We start from the raw sequence: 17,812 nt of genomic DNA, 5'->3' as shown, positions 1-17,812 counted from the left end.
AGATAAACCGAGGAAAACTGAGTGCTTCGCGAACAATTGAAAGACTTTTTGGCTGATAAAGCCGACGATATGAAAGCGGAAGATATCATCATCCTGAATGTAGAAGACAAATCGAGCGTGACAGACTACATGATTATCTGTACGGGCACGTCTAAACGCCATGTATCTTCTATCGCAGATCACGTCGCATCAGAAGTAAAAAAGGCTGGGCTTGCTCCATTAGGCATGGAAGGTGAGAACGAAGGTGAATGGGTCGTGCTGGACATGGGTGATGCTATGTTGCACGTAATGCAGGAAGAACACCGCGCTTTATACCAGCTAGAAAAACTCTGGGGTTAGTCGTTTGAAAATTCAACTCATTGCCGTTGGGACAAAAATGCCGAAATGGGTCGAAGAAGGCTTTCAAGAGTATCGACGTCGTTTCCCACATGATATGCCGTTAGAATTGGTAGAAATCCCCGCAGGTAAACGGGGTAAAAACGCTGATATTACCCGTATTTTACAAAAAGAAGGGGAAGCCATGTTGGCAGCGGTACCAAAAGGTAACCGCATCGTCACCTTGGATATCCCAGGAAAAAAGTGGGATACACCGCAACTGGCCGAGCAATTAGAAGCCTGGAAGTTGGACGCTCGTGATGTGTCCATTTTAATTGGCGGCCCTGAAGGATTAGCACCAGCCTGTAAAGCCGCGGCTGATCAAAGCTGGTCATTATCAGCATTGACGTTGCCACATCCCCTAGTTCGTATCGTGATGGCAGAAAGCTTATACCGAGCGTGGAGCATTACCGCTAACCACCCTTACCACCGCGAATAATCGTTGATTCATTTTCATGATCATTGTTTAACTTTAGAGCCAAGCGTTAATGATTCGTAAGCGCCGTAGTCAAATCCGAGATTATCAAGCCGAAGCGCGTTTGTTTGCCAATCGCGCTATCGTTGCATTTATCGGCATCGTCATTTTGATGGGAGTGCTGGTTGCCAATATGTACAATATTCAGGTCAACCAGTATCAAGACTATCAAACTCGTTCCAATGACAACCGGATAAAAATCGTTCCAATCGCCCCTAACCGTGGTCTTATCTATGATCGCAATGGTGTCTTACTTGCTGAAAACAGACCTGTTTTTAACTTAGAGATCACACCAGAAAAGGTTAAAAACATCGATAAAACCATCGAAGAGCTACAAACGATTTTAGAGATCACACCGGAAGAAATCGAACGCTTCCAGCGTGAGCGAAAACGCACTCGTCGCTTTAAGTCTGTCCCCCTTCTCACTCAATTAGATGAAAAACAAGTCGCCGTATTTTCGGTGAATCAATACCGTTTCCCAGGTGTTGAAATCAGCGCAACACTAAAACGTTACTATCCATTTAGTGAAGTTTTAACGCACGTTATCGGCTATGTGTCGCGCATTAATGATCGCGATATGCAACGTTTGATTCGAGAAGAAAAAGCAGCTAACTATCAAGCAACTCGTGATATTGGTAAGTTAGGTATCGAAAAATACTACGAAGACTTACTCCATGGTACGGCAGGTTATCAAGAGGTAGAAGTTAACAGTCGTGGGCGCGTTATTCGTACGCTCAAGTACGTTCCACCTACCCCAGGTGAAGATATCGTCTTAAATCTCGATATCAACTTGCAAATGTATGTGCATCAGTTGCTCGACGGACGTCGCGGCAGTGCTGTTGTTATGGACCCAAGAGATAATGGCATTTTGGCGATGGTCTCAAGCCCAAGCTATGATCCCAACGCTTTCGTCCATGGTATTTCCGGCAAAGCGTACCGGGCTCTGCTGAATAATAAAGACCGTCCTCTTGTCAATCGAATTACATTAGGTATTTATCCACCGGCCTCTACGGTCAAACCTATGATAGCCGTTTCCGCGTTACAGGAAGGCGTCATTACTCCTAACACAACGCGAAATGACCCAGGTTATTGGCGAATCCCGAACTCCAATACGCGTCCATTTCGTGACTGGTTGCGCTGGGGACATGGACGCGTTGATGTGGTTAAGTCGATTGAAGAGTCGGTCGATACTTTTTACTACCAAGTGGCTTACGACATGGGCATTGATCGGCTTTCTACTTGGATGATGAAATTCGGTTTTGGCGACTATACCGGCATTGATATTTTTGAAGAAAGTAAGGCAAATATGCCAACTCGAGAATGGAAAATGTCACGCCACCGCACTCCTTGGTACAAAGGTGATACGATTCCCGTTGGTATTGGGCAAGGTTATTGGACCGCTACCCCGATGCAAATAGCAAAAGCGACGTCAGTATTAGTTAATGACGGAAAAGTCGTGGCCCCTCACTTATTAAAATCGACGATTGAAAATAGCGGTGACTTTGATGAGCAAAGGACGGAAGAGTACGTGACTTATCCGCCAATCAAAGGGGTACCAAAGAAATACTGGGACTTAGCCAAAGAAGGCATGCGTCGAGTCAACCATGGGACTCGAGGCACAGCTCGTCGTTCATTTTATGACATGAGTTATCAAACCGCCGGAAAATCAGGTACGGCCCAAGTTTTCGGTTTGGCAGAGAACGAAGAATATAATGCCGATGAAGTCGCAGAGCATCTGCGCGACCACGCGTTGTTTACCGGCTTCGCTCCCTTTGAAAACCCAGAAGTTGTCGTCACCGTCGTGCTGGAAAATGCTGGTGGTGGTTCAAGTCACGGCGGACCAGTCGCGAGAAAAATTTTCGACCGGGTCATACTTGGTCCTGAGGCGACAAAACCAGAAGAAGAAAAATCAGAGGCAACACACTAATGAAGATGGATCCCTCTACAGGTAAAAATCGCTCCCAATTCGAGCGCCTTCATATTGATTTGCCGTTGCTACTTGGCTTGTTAGCTTTGATGGCTTTCGGTCTGGTGATCATTTATAGCGCAAGTGGACAAAACCTCGCCATGATGGATAGACAAATCATGCGTATGGTGCTGTCTCTTGTGGTAATGATTGTTCTCGCTCAGTTATCTCCAAGGACTTACGAAAACCTAGCACCTCTTATGTTTATAGGCGGCGTCGTGTTGCTGTTCGGCGTATTGTTTTTTGGTGAAGCCTCAAAGGGCGCACAACGCTGGCTGAACCTGGGTTTTGTTCGCTTCCAACCGTCCGAATTACTGAAGTTGGCGGTACCACTAATGGTGGCTCGCTACATTGGTCGTCAGGCCTTGCCTCCATCATTTAAAACATTGGTGATTGCATTTGCCATGGTGATGGTACCGACCATCTTAATCGCCAAACAACCCGACTTAGGTACATCTATTCTTATCGCCGCATCAGGGATATTCGTTATCTTCCTGGCAGGTATTAGTTGGAAAATCATTGCGGCTGCGGCCATAGCAGTTGGCGGTTTTATTCCGATTCTGTGGTTCTTCCTAATGCGTGAATATCAGAAAGTCCGGGTTAGAACACTATTTAATCCAGAGTCCGATCCACTCGGAGCTGGTTACCATATCATTCAGAGTAAAATCGCAATCGGCTCGGGTGGCATCTTTGGTAAAGGCTGGTTGCACGGTACGCAGTCACAGTTAGAATTTCTGCCTGAACGACATACTGACTTTATCTTTGCAGTCATTGCTGAAGAGTGGGGTATGATCGGCTTCCTGTGCTTACTTGCCATCTATCTATTTATCATTGGTCGAGGTCTTTACCTCGCCAGCCAAGCTCAAACCGCATTTGGACGAATGATGGCAGGCAGTATTGTATTAAGTTTCTTCGTTTATATTTTTGTAAATATCGGCATGGTAAGTGGCATCCTACCCGTCGTCGGCGTACCTTTAGCACTGATCAGCTATGGTGGTACTTCTATGGTGACCCTGATGGCTGGTTTTGGTATTTTAATGTCGATTCACACGCACCGAAAAGCATTCTCTAAGGCAACCTAAACATGCAAAAACGCGCTTTATATACCTTAGTTTTTACTGCCCTAGTCTTGGCAGGTTGCTCATCAACGAGCGAAAAAACGAGTGAAAAAAAGCAAACAGGTCGTTACGAACTCGAGTCAGATGTTGCACCAGACTCCCCCATATCGGTCGAGCATATCGAAGATGCTCACCCAAGATACGAACCTTACAGCTTAGGTGGTAACAGAGATTATCACCTGCGCGGCCAAGATTATAAAATCGTTCGCAACGCAAAAGGTTTTACTCAACGAGGTCGAGCGTCTTGGTACGGCAAAAAATTTCAGGGACACCTGACCTCGAATGGTGAAATATACGACATGTACTCAATGACAGCCGCGCATAAAACCTTACCGCTGCCGAGTTATGTCAAAGTGACAAATACCGATAATGGTAAAAGCACCGTCGTTCGAGTTAATGACCGAGGACCGTTCCATACCGGTCGCATCATTGATCTCAGCTATGCCGCCGCACACAAGTTAGATGTGATTAAAACGGGCACTGCCAACGTTCAAATCGAAGTAATTAGCGTGAATAAACCCAATGATAAAAAGTCATTGGAAGCGCACCCAAAATACGTTATCCAAGTTTCCTCATCAAAAAATGAGGGGCGCGCGCGAACTTTAGGTCAAGAACTTGGTCAAAAGCTGGATACAGATTCTTTTCTAGAAAATACGAAAGAGTCTTATCGTTTGCTTTTGGGGCCGTTTACTGACTATTCCCTGACTCAAGCGACCTTGGATAAAGTAAAGTTGCTCGGCTATTCGTCTGCATTTATTAAAAAACACAACAACATTAACACTGCCCAATGAGCTAGTATCATGAATTTCTAGGTGAATCCCCCTCTTATCTAACTAGGGATTCTGATAAGATGTTCGCAGTTAACCCAAAAATTTGAATTACCATGAATAAAACTAAGTTTGTGAAATCTATTCTCGTTTCTTCCGTTGCGCTTTCTGCAACTTTTGCTCAATCAGTTCTCGCTTCACCTATCGTGGTACCGGACTCGCCTCAAATCGCAGCGAAAGGCTACGTATTGATGGATTACAACTCCGGTAAAGTCTTAGCAGAAAAAGAGATGAACACTAAGTTATCTCCTGCAAGTTTGACAAAAATGATGACCAGCTACGTCATTGGTCAAGAGCTGGCACGTGGTAATATTTCAGAAGATGATGACGTCACCATCAGCAAAAATGCGTGGGCGAAAAACTTCCCTGAATCTTCAAAGATGTTCATTGAAGTAGGCACAACCGTTAAAGTAAAAGATCTCAACCGCGGTATCATCATCCAGTCAGGTAACGATGCATGCGTTGCCATGGCAGAGCACATAGCTGGTTCAGAGGACGCGTTTGTTGATCTAATGAACGCCTGGGCAAATACGTTAGGTATGAGCAACTCACACTTCGCCAACGTGCACGGTTTAGATAATCCAAACCTTTACTCAACACCATATGACATGGCGCTGCTGGGTAAGGCACTGATTCGCGATGTACCAAACGAATATCGCATCTACTCTCAGAAAAAATTCAGCTACAACGGCATCACTCAGTATAACCGTAACGGTCTACTGTGGGATAAAAGCATGAACGTTGACGGCATCAAAACAGGCCATACGAGCAACGCTGGTTATAGCTTAGTGAGCTCTGCGACAGAAGGTCAAATGCGTTTGGTGGCAGTCGTGATGGGCACAAAAGATGCGAATGCACGTAAATCTGAAAGCAAAAAGCTATTGAGCTACGGCTTCCGCTTTTTTGAAACAGTGGCACCACACAAAGCGGGTGAGACGTTCGTAGAAGAAAAAGTATGGATGGGCAACAAAGGCACGGTCGCACTTGGTTTGGACCAAGATACGTACGTAACTCTGCCTCGCGGTGAAGCGAAAAACCTAAAAGCAAGTTTTGTTCTTGAAAAAGAACTAGAAGCACCGATCAACAAAGGCGATGTAGTTGGTAAGCTATACTACCAAATTGATGGTGAAGATATTGCAGAGTATCCACTTATGGCGCTAGAAACGGTTGAGCAAGGTAGCCTGTTTAGCCGCATGTGGGACTACATTGTGTTGTTATTCAAGAGCTTCTTCTAAAGCAAGCTAAAGATTAACAAACCGATTCTTAAAGCCGCCAACGATGGCGGCTTTTTAAGTATGCGATCCTCACCTTGAGTTCACCTTAATTTGACTGTACTATTTCGCACCGCAACCAATACCAACTGGAGTGACCGACATGCTAACCATCAACTCTGATGCAAAATTAAAAGACCTGCTTGAGTTCCCTTGCTCTTTTACTTACAAAGTCATGGGTCATGCAAAACCTGAACTTCCAGAACTTGTTCTTGAAGTGATTCAACGCCATGCTCCAGGGGATTACAGCCCAGCGGTAAAACCAAGTGCTAAAGGCAATTACCACTCGGTATCAATCAACATTACTGCGACTTCTATCGAGCAAGTAGAAACCCTATATAAAGAGCTGGGTGAAATCGACATTGTTCGCATGGTTCTATAATTATTTTATAAATTAAATTTTTTTTGAAAGCAGCTCTGGCTGCTTTCTTTTTATATATCAATAAGATAATAGATTACCAATCATCGTTGAGTTAAAAAACTGTTACTCAACGGTAGAGTAGAGAGATTATCCAGTTTATAATCCAAATACTTTATATAATAGCGACAGGAACCCCCATGCCACACCAGCTTGTTGTCAAACGACTTGGCCGTCAGGAGTATGAACCTGTATGGAAGGCAATGCATGAGTTCACCGATCAACGCACCGAGGAAACACTCGATGAGGTTTGGTTAGTTGAACATAACCCAGTCTTTACCCAAGGTCAGGCAGGCAAAACCGAACACTTGATTAATACTGGTGACATTCCTGTCGTGCAAAGCGATCGCGGTGGTCAAGTGACGTACCACGGCCCTGGTCAACTTGTCGTCTACTTCCTGATAAACCTGCGTCGCAAGAAATTAGGAGTTCGAGATCTCGTTACCCATATAGAGAACCTCGTGATCAACACATTAAAAGCATACAATATCGACTCTGCCGCCCGACCTGACGCTCCAGGTGTGTATGTCGATGGCAAAAAAATATGCTCTCTAGGTCTACGTATTCGCAAAGGATGCTCGTTTCATGGGCTTGCTCTGAATGTAAACATGGACTTAACACCGTTCCTGCGAATCAACCCATGTGGCTACGCTGGGATGGAGATGGTTCAAGTAAGCCAACTTGGCGGACCAGAGAACATCGAAGCAGTCGAAAAACAATTAATAGAAGAACTCGTTACTTTGCTTGATTATGAGCAAGTAAAATTCAGCACAGAAGCACCTTCTCAAGGTAATAAAGCATGAGCAAACCAATCCAGATGGAAAAAGGCGTTAAATATCGTGACGCCGACAAAATGGCATTGATTCCAGTAAAGAACATGCCTACAGAGCAGAAAGAAGTGCTGCGTAAGCCTGATTGGATGAAGATCAAGCTACCAGCCGATAGCCAACGAATTCAAGATATTAAAGCAGCAATGCGTAAGAACAAACTTCACTCGGTGTGTGAAGAAGCCTCTTGCCCTAACCTTGCGGAATGTTTTAACCACGGCACTGCGACCTTTATGATCTTAGGCGCAATCTGTACTCGTCGTTGTCCTTTCTGCGACGTTGCTCATGGTCGACCTCTTCCACCTGAAGCAGAAGAACCCAAAAAACTAGCAAAAACCATCGCCGATATGAAACTGAAGTACGTGGTGATCACATCGGTCGATCGTGACGATCTGCGTGATGGTGGTGCACAACACTTTGCCGACTGTAACCGCGAAATTCGTGAACAGAACCCAGAAATTAAGATTGAGACGCTTGTTCCTGATTTCCGTGGTCGTATGGACGTTGCACTGGATTTAATGAAAGACAATCCACCCGATGTATTTAACCATAACTTGGAAACAGCACCGCGCCTTTATCGTAAAGCTCGTCCAGGTGCGAACTATAAGTGGTCGCTACAGTTATTGAAGAAATTCAAAGAGCAACATCCTGATGTTCCGACCAAGTCGGGTCTGATGATGGGCCTCGGTGAGACAAAAGAAGAGATCGTAGAAGTACTGAAAGATCTGCGCGAACACGGTGTCACCATGCTGACTCTTGGTCAATACCTTGCACCAAGCCGTCACCACTTACCAGTAGAGCGTTATGTTCCGCCATCAGAGTTTGACGAGCTCAAAGAGATCGCACTAGAACTTGGATTTACACACGCAGCATGCGGACCGTTTGTTCGCTCTTCATACCACGCCGACATGCAAGCACAAGGTATCGAGATCAAGTAATCAATGAGTTCTCAATAACAAAAAAGGTTGGCACTTCGCCAACCTTTTTTGTATCTGGTAACTAACACCAAGCCAAGTGAGAAAGTGGTCATATTTAATTCTAGAAAGCCAGAAAAACAAAAAGGCCCTCAATTGAGGACCTTGATATTTAATTCTCAAAATAGATGAATCGAGTTCTAGGAGAACACACATAGTTTGCGCGAGCAAATGAGTATGTTCGACACCGAAATCGGCTCACTCTATGAAGAAGCTATTGTTTATAAAGTAAAGTTAGGCGTAAACCGGTAGACGCTTACAGATATCTAGCACTTTCTGTTTTGTCGCTTCAATAACGTCTTGGTTTTCAATGTTATCTAACACATCACACATCCAGTTAGCCAACTCTTTTGCGTCTTCTTGAGTGAAGCCGCGACGAGTGATCGCTGGTGTACCAACACGGATACCTGACGTAACAAATGGGCTACGTGGATCATTGGGTACAGAGTTTTTGTTTACAGTGATGTTCGCTGCACCTAGTGCGGCATCCGCTTCTTTGCCCGTGATGTTCTTGTCGATTAAGTCAACAAGGAACAGGTGGTTTTCTGTACCGTTAGAAACGATCTTGTATCCACGCTCTTGGAACTGAGCAACCATCGCTTTAGCGTTTTGAACAACGCGAGCTTGGTATGCTTTAAACTCAGGCTCCATTGCTTCTTTGAACGCGACCGCTTTACCAGCAATCACATGCATTAGAGGGCCACCTTGACCACCCGGGAAGACAGCTGAGTTCAGCTTCTTGTACATGTCTTCGCCAGCGTTAGACAGGATAAGACCACCACGTGGGCCTGCTAATGTTTTGTGTGTCGTAGTAGTAACAACGTGAGCATGTGGTACAGGAGTTGGGTATTCGCCCGCAGCAATAAGACCCGCTACGTGAGCCATATCAACAAAGAGGTACGCGTCAACTTTGTCTGCAATTTCACGCATACGTTTCCAGTCAACAATTTGAGAGTAAGCAGAGAAGCCGCCGATGATCATCTTAGGTTTGTGTTCAAGCGCAAGAGCTTCCATCTCGTCGTAGTTGATTTGGCCTGCTTCGTCGATACCGTAAGGAATAACGTTGTAGTGCTTACCAGAGAAGTTTACTGGTGAACCGTGAGTCAAGTGACCACCGTGAGCTAAGCTCATGCCAAGTACTGTGTCGCCTGGGTTAAGCAGCGCCATGTAAACCGCACTGTTTGCTTGAGAACCAGAGTGAGGCTGTACGTTCGCATATTCACAACCAAATAGTTCACATGCGCGATCGATCGCGAGTTGTTCCGCTTTATCTACATATTCACAACCGCCGTAATAACGCTTGCCTGGGTAGCCTTCAGCGTATTTGTTCGTTAGCTGAGAACCTTGCGCTTCCATTACACGTGGGCTTGTGTAGTTTTCAGAAGCGATAAGTTCAATGTGTTCTTCCTGGCGAAGAGTTTCTTCCTGGATAGCTGCGAACAGTTCCGCATCGTAATCTGCGATGTTCATATCACGCTTAAGCATCTGTATCTCCTGACTCAGATTAGTACTGAAAGTTGCAAAAAAACTGTTGAATGACCCTACGCAAACGTTTTCGTCACCCTATTGGCGCGCATTCTACATAATTTGATCTAGGTCATAAAGAGAAATTTACAATTTTTCTCATGCAGTTTTTTCATGATGACAAGCAATAATTATCATCGTTGTATTGCAATCGTTTAACGACAATTGTTACCTGTCAATTTTGTGCTTTACACCCTGTAAAACAGCAATTACATAGGTTTACCGTAAATTTTACCCTCTAGCTACCGAAAAGATCATCTTTTTACTATTATGCGACCCTAAATTCTCACCTATGACTATTACTTTGATGGAAAAACACTCAAGAAAAGAAGACTGGATAGCGATCCTCACGGGCACTTTTTTGGTAGCCCAGGGTGTTTTCTTTCTCCAATCTGCAAACCTCCTTACTGGAGGCACAACAGGTTTGGCTTTGCTTATCAGCCAATTTACACCTTTTACCTTCGGTATGCTGTACTTTTTGACTAATTGCCCTTTTTACCTATTAGCATGGAAACGCTTCGGGCGCCGTTTTGCAATAAATAGTGTGATTTCTGGTGCTTTGGTTTCAGTTTTTGCCGATCATCTTTATTTACTGATTTCGCTTGAGTCGGTCAACGACGTCTATTGTGCCGTGGCAGGGGGGATTTTAATGGGACTCGGGATGCTGATCTTATTCAGACACCGCTCCAGCCTCGGTGGCTTTAATGTCCTGTGTTTATTTATTCAAGACAAATTTGGGATATCTGTAGGTAAAAGCCAGATGGCGATAGATGTGTGCATTGTATTAGGTTCCATGTTCTTTGTTTCGCCGTGGATTATTGCTCTGTCTGCTTTAGGGGCATTCGCTCTTAACCTTGTGTTAGCGATGAACCACAAACCACACCGCTATTCTGTAACCTACGGTTCATAAATAACACTCCTTCACACATAAATTAAAAAGGCTTTGGGGAGCACACCAAAGCCTTCATCTCGAACATCAATCCTGGGGGCTGTTGGCGCCCGAGTTTATTCTTCTATCAATAAAATACGAGTTTCGTAAGGTCGTAACACTTGATGATTTGACGCAACCGCGCTCGCTGAGTTTTGATAGTTAGATAGCAAGTTTTTCGCTTTATTCATATCAAAACGGTCTGGCAGTACGCATTCCACCTCTTCACCGTAATAGTTATTAATACACAGCAGCGTTTGTTGGTCGTTTTGGCGAGCGTAAGCAAAAATGCGCTGATGCTCTGGGAGTAAATCTTCATAACGACCATCAGTAATGACAGGCACTTGTTTGCGCAGTTCTATCAAACGTTTGTAGAAGTAAAACACCGAATTCAATTCGGCAACCGCCGCGTCAGCGTTGATATCGGAGTAGTTTTGTGCGATTTCAAGCCAGGGTTTACCTTCTGTAAACCCTGCGTTTTTTTGGCTGTTCCATTGCATTGGCGTACGCGAGTTATCGCGTGACTTTTGCGCCAAAATCGCCATCATGTCCTCGTGCGCGACACCATCTCGGTTGACCATGATGTCGTACATGTTCGTACTTTCAACATCGCGGTATTGACAAAGGTCGGTGTAACCCGGGTTAGTCATACCAATCTCTTCACCTTGATAGATGTACGGTGTACCTTGCATCATATGTACCGATGCTGCCAACATCTTCGCAGACTCCACACGGTATTGTTGATCATCGCCCAGTCGACTAACGACGCGTGGCTGGTCATGATTACACCAGAACAACGCCCCCCATCCTTTACCATTCAATCCGGTTTGCCAATGATTAAAGATTTGCTTTAACTGAATGAAATCAAACGGTGCTTTCGTCCATTTATCACCATTTGGATAATCCACTTTCAGGTGATGGAAGTTGAACACCATAGACAGCTCTTTTCCGTCTAATGAAGAGTATTGCTGGCAGTGCTCAAGCGTGGTGGAAGACATTTCACCCACCGTTACGCTGCCATACTTTTGAAACACCGCGTCACTAATTTCTTGCAGGTATTCGTGTACACGAGGACCGTCAGTATAGAAACGACGGCCATCACCACGGTGATCATTAGGGAAATCTTGCTGCTTTGAAATCAGATTGATAACGTCTAGGCGGAAACCATCGACGCCCTTCTCAGCCCAAAATCTGATCACATCTTTAACTTCCTCGCGCACTGCTGGGTTTTCCCAGTTCAAATCCGCTTGTTCTTGAGCAAAAAGGTGTAAATAGTACTGGCCTGTCATTTGATCCAGCTCCCACGCACTGCCACCAAACTTCGATTGCCAATTATTAGGTTCCGCGCCATTGACCGGATCTTTCCAGATGTAATAATCGCGATATGGACTGTTTTTGTCGCCCAGTGCAGATTGGAACCAGTGATGCTCAGTTGACGTGTGGTTGACAACGATGTCCATGATGATACGAATGCCTAGCAGATGCGCTTCTGCCAGCAAGGTATCAAAATCATCCATAGTGCCGAATTCTGGATTGATCGCGTAGTAATCGGAAATATCGTAACCGTTATCAACCATCGGAGATTGATACACCGGAGTTAGCCAAATCGCATCCACTCCCAAATGCTTTAGATAATCCAGCTTAGAAATGATCCCTTTAATGTCGCCCGTGCCTTTACTGCCGCTGTCACAAAAGCTTTTTGGGTAAATTTGGTAGATGGTTGCGGTTTTCCACCAGCTTCCATCTTGCTTGGTCATAGCCATGTCTAACACTCACTTACCAATTAAAATTTTAAAAAGAAAAAACAAATAAAAGAGATAGAGGAAGGCAGCCAAGTGACTGCCTTAAATCGAATTACGCGCTGGCCGCTTCAAGCTCACCTTTTGCCTGAGCACGCTTATAAAGAATTAACGTTAGTGCAGCAGGCACCACCATCGCAACAAGCATCGCTAGAGAAAAAATGCCCCAAAACTGTGGCTGGATAGACAAAATACCCGGCAAACCGCCCACACCAATACCGTTCGCCATCACTCCCGCACTACCACAGATTGCAGCAGCACAAGCACTACCAATCATTGCGCTTATCATCGGGAACTTGTATTTCAGGTTGATGCCGTACATGGCAGGCTCTGTCACACCAAGATAGGCAGAGATTGCGGCTGGCACTGAAATTTCACGTTCATCTTGCTTTCTACTAATGATAATGATGCCAACCACTGCCGATGCTTGAGCAATGTTTGATAACGCAATCAAAGGCCAAATCGGCGTGCCACCAAGCTCTTGCATCAACTGCAAGTCCACGGCGTTTGTCGTGTGGTGGATACCTGTAATCACCAGCGGTGCATACAAGAACCCAAAGATGGTTGAACCGATCATCGCAAAGTCACCCGTCATGGCGGCTTTCGCTGCGAAGGCGACACCATCACCTAGCATGCGGCCGAATGGACCAATGATTGAATGCGCTAAAATGACAGCAACAATAAGGGAAACAAATGGCACCACAACGAGGTACAAATAAGAAGGAATGATGCGTTTTAAGCGTGTTTCAATAAACGCTAATGCCATACCTGCTAACATCGCCGGAATGACCTGTGCTTGGTAGCCGACCTTCTCTATCACAAACAACCCAAAGTCCCACACTTCCGGAACTTGCTTACCAATTAAGTACGCATTCATTAACTGCGGCGAAACCAACGTGACACCGAGCGTGATCCCTAGTATCGGTGTACCACCGAGCTTTTTCACCGTTGACCAGCACACACCAACGGGGAGGAAGAAGAAAATCGCCTCGCCGATTAACCATAAGAATGAATGGACGGTCGCCCAAAACTGACTGATTTCGGTAAGCGTTTGGCCATCAAACATTTTGATGTCGCCTATTACGTTACGGAAACCAAGAATCAAACCACCAGTAATGATCGCAGGCAGCAATGGGACAAAAATTTCTGCAAGATGGGAAATACCACGCTCTATGATATTCATATTTTGACGAGCCGCGTTCTTAGCTTCGTCTTTGCTGGCTTCGCTTTTACCCGTCAGTTCAATCAGCATTTTATAGACATCATCGACTTCAGTGCCGATAACCACTTGGAACTGACCAGCGTTAGTGAAGCAACCTTTCACCATACTCAACGCTTCCAACTGTTTTGTGTCCGCTTTGTCGGTATCGTTTAGAACAAAACGCAAGCGAGTTAAACAGTGGCTGACACTGGCAATGTTGTCCGGCCCACCGACCAACTCAACAAGACGCTCCACGTCTTTACGCGCAATCTTACTCATAACTTTGTCCACCTTGGATTAGATACATTGAATTCATCTTTTTATTGTTATTAATGGGAACATTCCCACTCGATAATTTTAATAGTGCCACTCGAAGAATAAAAACAAAATGGGAACAGTCCCATTAATTGAGAATGATCACAGTCTAATTTTAGATCAGAACGTTGGAGACGAGATTAACGACAGATAGGTTGTTGTGTGAAATGAACGACCTTATCATAGCCATTCAATTGATTAATAAGCATTTTTGCAGATTTCTCTCCTGCAAGAGAGTAACCTGGGTCAACACTAAAAACATTGGGAAATAGGAAAGAAAGCAACTCGTTGCCACCCACACCGGTCACGACCACGTCTTCACGACCTAGCTCTTGAAGACGTTTGAGGACACCCAACGCAATAGTATCACTCGCGCAAACAATAGCTTGAGTATCCGGTGCTAATACGTTCTCGACCAATCGATAAGCACTTTCATGGCTTAGCTTACCAGTTTGAAAACAAGGGGTAAGCTGCTTGCGCTGGCACCAAGCCTTGTAGGCATTTAAACGAATTAGACCTGTGGTCTTGTCCTCTGGGTCAACCCCCATGTAGGCAATTCGAGACAACGATTGATTTTCAAGATGAGACAACGCCATCTCTATCACACCTTGATTATCATAGTTAATCGAAGACACCTCATCGGTATCCATCGCAATCACCACGATACGATTCCCCCATTCAGCTAGGGCTTGTTCATCGCATCCGGTAAAACCAAATACGATAACACCATCAACATTGCGACGCTTGAGTACGCTTAAGTGCTCGTTGGTTTTATCACGATCAAACTGGCTCTCCATGATCACGACATCGTATCCCGCCGAATACAACGCATTGAGCATGGTACCAACAGCACGGTTTTCCGACGGCGAATCGAGGCGAGAGATAATTACACCGATAACTTTTTGGCTCCCCCCCCGCATGGATTGCGCTGACTTGGATGGTACATAGCCTGACTCACGAATGATTTGCTCAACCTTCTCTCGCGTTTGTGGTTTTACTTTTGGATCATTGGTGAGAACACGACTTACCGTCGATTTACCGACGCCAGCCAGTTTAGCGATATCGAGTATGGTGAGTTTTTTGCTCATAGGTGACTGAATTAAGATAGTGGATAATTAGATGGTTGAACTTTAACAGCAATAAAGTAAAAGAGAAGCAAACGCTTCTCTAGCATATGAAATGGTACAAACTATCTGTTTAGATAAGCGGGTACGTCTGCAACGCTATCAAGTACAACCGTTGCAAGCGCTTCCCCTTGTTCTGTGATTGGTTTGCCAGTACGAACCAAGATTTTTGTTCCCACGCCAGCGGCCTCGGCAGCCATCATGTCTTCGGCTTTGTCACCGATCATAACCGACTTTGCCATATCAATTTTCAAGAAATCACGAGCTGAAATAAACATGCCTGGCTTTGGCTTACGGCAGTCACAATCTTGCTTGTACTCACCAATGCCATGCTCAGGATGGTGTGGACAGTAATAGATACCATCAAACTCAACACCATGATCGACAAAGTTCCAGTCCATCCACTGAGTCAAAGACAAGAAACGATCTTCACTGAACTTACCGCGTGCAATACCTGATTGGTTAGTTACCAGCACCAACAGGTAGCCCTGCTCTTTCAGCGCTTTTGTTGCTTCAAACACACCTTCGATGTACTCAAAATCATGCTCATCGTGAACATAGCCGTGGTCAACGTTAATTACGCCATCACGATCAATAAAAACAGCGGGTTTTGCCAAAACGTATTTCTCTATTTACTCAGTTTTATCCGATTATTACATACCTTATAAACTTCAACACTATCTAATTCAGCGTCTTTCCAAGCAAAATTTACGCTGCATCCGCAAAGAATCGTTGCATCATGGGCGTTGCCGTTGGTTCTCTTTACCTGGAGCGAAGGTCACCTCATTTTCAGTAAATTACACCCACTAGTTTTAGACGTCTAGACGTAAAAATACCTATTGACTTCGATCAAGTTAACCCATAGCATCTACTAAAAATTGAGATAGAGCTCAAAATTTAGTTCTGTCAAAAGCCGTTTTTGACAATGAAGTTCCCCATATCTCTGTGCAGGTTGAAACATGATAGAAATAAAAGAAGTCAACAAAGTGTTCTATCAAGGCAGTAAAGAAATTCTTGCCCTGAAAGACATTAACCTACATATCGCCAAGGGCACCATCTTTGGAGTCATCGGCTCTTCAGGTGCCGGTAAAAGTACACTGATCCGTTGTGTGAATATGTTGGAAGCACCGACTTCTGGCTCTATCATTGTCGATGGTATAGACCTAACTCAATTAAGTAAAAAGCAGTTGGTAGAAACACGCCGCAACATTGGCATGATCTTTCAACATTTTAACCTGCTGTCATCGCGAACCGTATTTGACAATGTCGCGCTTCCACTAGAGCTCGCAGGGAAAGAGAAAGCACAAGTCAGTGAGAAAGTGACCGAGCTGCTTAAGTTAGTCGGCTTAGAAGACAAACATGAGAGCTACCCTTCAAACTTGAGTGGTGGTCAAAAACAACGTGTCGCAATCGCTCGAGCATTAGCGTCTGACCCAAGCGTGCTACTTTGTGATGAAGCCACCAGCGCACTTGACCCCGCGACAACTCAATCGATTCTTGAGCTGTTAAAAAAAATAAACCGTCAGCTTAACATCACCATCTTGCTGATCACTCATGAAATGGAAGTGGTAAAAAGCATCTGTCACGAAGTAGCGATCATTGGTGGTGGCGAATTAGTAGAGAAAGGTACGGTTGGCGACATTTTCGCTCATCCAAAAACAGAACTTGCCCACGAATTTATTCGCTCGACTTTAGATCTATCGATTCCTGAAGATTATCAAGCACGGCTGCAATCGCAGCGTGTTCAAGGCAGCCATCCACTGGTTCGTCTTGAGTTTACTGGCGCAACGGTGGATGCTCCGCTGATGTCACAAATTTCACGCAAGTACAATATAGACGTCAGTATCCTGAGCTCTGATCTTGATTATGCCGGTGGCGTTAAATTCGGCATGATGGTCGCAGAGTTATTTGGTAATGAAGAAAACGACAACGCAGCGATTGAGTACCTGCGTGATCACAACGTGAAAGTAGAGGTGCTTGGTTATGTCCTTTAATACGATTTCTGAATGGCTAAGTCTCAATAGCACGCTTCTTCTTGGCGCGACATGGGAAACCCTTTATATGGTCGCGGTTGCGGGTATTGTTGGTTTTGCTGTCGGTATTCCTTTAGGTGTGATTCTGCATATCACCAAAAAAGGTGGGCTGTTAGAAAACACCAGACTCAATGGTTCATTAGGTGCCATCGTCAACATCGGCCGCTCAGTTCCATTCCTTGTTTTGATGGTAGCCATTATTCCGGTGACGAAAATGTTGGTTGGTACCTTTATTGGTACCACTGCTGCTATCGTACCATTAACCATTGGTGCCATTCCTTTTGTCGCGCGTCTTATTGAAGGTGCGTTGTTGGAAGTGCCTTCTGGATTGGTGGAAGCTGCACAATCTATGGGCGCAACGCCAACACAAATCATTACAAAAGTCCTGCTACCTGAAGCAATGCCGACTATTGTTAACTCAGTGACGATAACACTCGTTACTCTGGTGAGCTATTCCGCAATGGCTGGTACAGTCGGTGGTGGTGGCTTAGGCGACGTAGCCATTCGATATGGTTTCCACCGCTACGATGTCACCATCATGGCCGTTACCGTTGTGATGCTCATTGTTCTAGTACAAATCATTCAATCAATCGGTGACGCAGTGGTACGCCGCGTAGACCACAGATAAGCATTTAAT

The 17,812-nt window shown here is 44.9% G+C and carries 17 protein-coding genes; 12 read left to right on the top strand and 5 right to left on the bottom strand.

Translation table 11 applies throughout. The features are described from left to right. Nucleotides 1-21 precede the first annotated feature (21 nt). The 9 genes from rsfS to lipA all read left to right on the top strand — a co-directional run bounded on the left by rsfS (nt 22) and on the right by lipA (nt 8,215). The gene (gene rsfS / locus ONE56_RS03275) at nt 22-339 is read left to right on the top strand and encodes a ribosome silencing factor (RefSeq protein WP_423840225.1); all 318 of its coding nucleotides are present in this window, start codon (nt 22-24) and stop codon (nt 337-339) included. A gap of 4 nt (nt 340-343) precedes the next feature. Next, entirely contained in the window at nt 344-814 is a 471-nt protein-coding gene (gene rlmH / locus ONE56_RS03270) for a 23S rRNA (pseudouridine(1915)-N(3))-methyltransferase RlmH (protein ID WP_041155389.1), read from the top strand. A 49-nt stretch (nt 815-863) separates the two neighbouring features. Further along, a complete protein-coding gene (gene mrdA / locus ONE56_RS03265) occupies nt 864-2,777 on the top strand; it encodes a penicillin-binding protein 2 (protein ID WP_415679324.1) in 1,914 nt (637 codons plus the stop codon). Further along, entirely contained in the window at nt 2,777-3,898 is a 1,122-nt protein-coding gene (gene rodA / locus ONE56_RS03260) for a rod shape-determining protein RodA (RefSeq protein ID WP_331437882.1), read from the top strand. The genes mrdA and rodA overlap by 1 nt, the downstream gene beginning before the upstream one ends. 2 nt (nt 3,899-3,900) lie before the next feature. Next, entirely contained in the window at nt 3,901-4,725 is an 825-nt protein-coding gene (locus tag ONE56_RS03255) for a septal ring lytic transglycosylase RlpA family protein (RefSeq protein WP_423840224.1), read from the top strand. A 92-nt stretch (nt 4,726-4,817) separates the two neighbouring features. Continuing rightward, on the top strand, nt 4,818-5,996 hold the full coding sequence (locus tag ONE56_RS03250) for a serine hydrolase (protein WP_331437881.1): 1,179 nt from the start codon (nt 4,818-4,820) through the stop codon (nt 5,994-5,996). 139 nt (nt 5,997-6,135) lie between these two features. Then, nucleotides 6,136-6,414 (top strand): DUF493 family protein YbeD, encoded by a 279-nt coding sequence (ybeD, locus tag ONE56_RS03245; RefSeq protein WP_038865384.1) that lies wholly within the window; start codon nt 6,136-6,138, stop codon nt 6,412-6,414. Between the two features lie 176 nt (nt 6,415-6,590). Beyond that, nucleotides 6,591-7,253 carry a lipoyl(octanoyl) transferase LipB gene (gene lipB / locus ONE56_RS03240; RefSeq protein WP_423840223.1) on the top strand — a complete coding sequence of 221 codons (663 nt, stop codon included), beginning with the start codon at nt 6,591-6,593 and terminating at the stop codon, nt 7,251-7,253. Continuing rightward, nucleotides 7,250-8,215 (top strand): lipoyl synthase, encoded by a 966-nt coding sequence (lipA, locus tag ONE56_RS03235; RefSeq protein WP_041155386.1) that lies wholly within the window; start codon nt 7,250-7,252, stop codon nt 8,213-8,215. The genes lipB and lipA overlap by 4 nt, the downstream gene beginning before the upstream one ends. Before the next feature lie 270 nt (nt 8,216-8,485). Here lipA and glyA read toward each other — a convergent pair whose 3' ends face one another. Further along, the gene (gene glyA / locus ONE56_RS03230) at nt 8,486-9,736 is read right to left on the bottom strand and encodes a serine hydroxymethyltransferase (RefSeq protein WP_041155385.1); all 1,251 of its coding nucleotides are present in this window, start codon (nt 9,734-9,736) and stop codon (nt 8,486-8,488) included. A 346-nt stretch (nt 9,737-10,082) separates the two neighbouring features. Between glyA and ONE56_RS03225 the strand changes: the two genes are divergently transcribed. Beyond that, entirely contained in the window at nt 10,083-10,685 is a 603-nt protein-coding gene (locus ONE56_RS03225; RefSeq protein ID WP_041155384.1) for a YitT family protein, read from the top strand. A 95-nt stretch (nt 10,686-10,780) separates the two neighbouring features. On the opposite strand, the gene treC is transcribed toward ONE56_RS03225, so the two are convergent. From treC to gmhB, 4 genes are all read right to left on the bottom strand, one after another. After that, nucleotides 10,781-12,466 carry an alpha,alpha-phosphotrehalase gene (treC, locus tag ONE56_RS03220; RefSeq protein ID WP_041155383.1) on the bottom strand — a complete coding sequence of 562 codons (1,686 nt, stop codon included), beginning with the start codon at nt 12,464-12,466 and terminating at the stop codon, nt 10,781-10,783. A 91-nt stretch (nt 12,467-12,557) separates the two neighbouring features. Beyond that, nucleotides 12,558-13,982 (bottom strand): PTS trehalose transporter subunit IIBC, encoded by a 1,425-nt coding sequence (treB, locus tag ONE56_RS03215; protein ID WP_423840222.1) that lies wholly within the window; start codon nt 13,980-13,982, stop codon nt 12,558-12,560. A gap of 176 nt (nt 13,983-14,158) precedes the next feature. Beyond that, on the bottom strand, nt 14,159-15,106 hold the full coding sequence (gene treR / locus ONE56_RS03210) for a trehalose operon repressor TreR (protein WP_041155381.1): 948 nt from the start codon (nt 15,104-15,106) through the stop codon (nt 14,159-14,161). A 101-nt stretch (nt 15,107-15,207) separates the two neighbouring features. After that, entirely contained in the window at nt 15,208-15,759 is a 552-nt protein-coding gene (gene gmhB, locus ONE56_RS03205; protein ID WP_041155380.1) for a D-glycero-beta-D-manno-heptose 1,7-bisphosphate 7-phosphatase, read from the bottom strand. Between the two features lie 342 nt (nt 15,760-16,101). Between gmhB and metN the strand changes: the two genes are divergently transcribed. Continuing rightward, nucleotides 16,102-17,136 carry a methionine ABC transporter ATP-binding protein MetN gene (gene metN / locus ONE56_RS03200; protein ID WP_331437878.1) on the top strand — a complete coding sequence of 345 codons (1,035 nt, stop codon included), beginning with the start codon at nt 16,102-16,104 and terminating at the stop codon, nt 17,134-17,136. Beyond that, on the top strand, nt 17,126-17,803 hold the full coding sequence (locus ONE56_RS03195; RefSeq protein WP_041155379.1) for a methionine ABC transporter permease: 678 nt from the start codon (nt 17,126-17,128) through the stop codon (nt 17,801-17,803). The genes metN and ONE56_RS03195 overlap by 11 nt, the downstream gene beginning before the upstream one ends. The last annotated feature ends 9 nt before the right edge of the window (nt 17,804-17,812 follow it).

This window comes from Vibrio mytili, assembly GCF_049563345.1.
Classification (GTDB): domain Bacteria; phylum Pseudomonadota; class Gammaproteobacteria; order Enterobacterales; family Vibrionaceae; genus Vibrio; species Vibrio mytili.
Note: the sequence above shows the minus strand (reverse complement) of the source record. Positions and strands in the feature narration are given on the sequence as shown.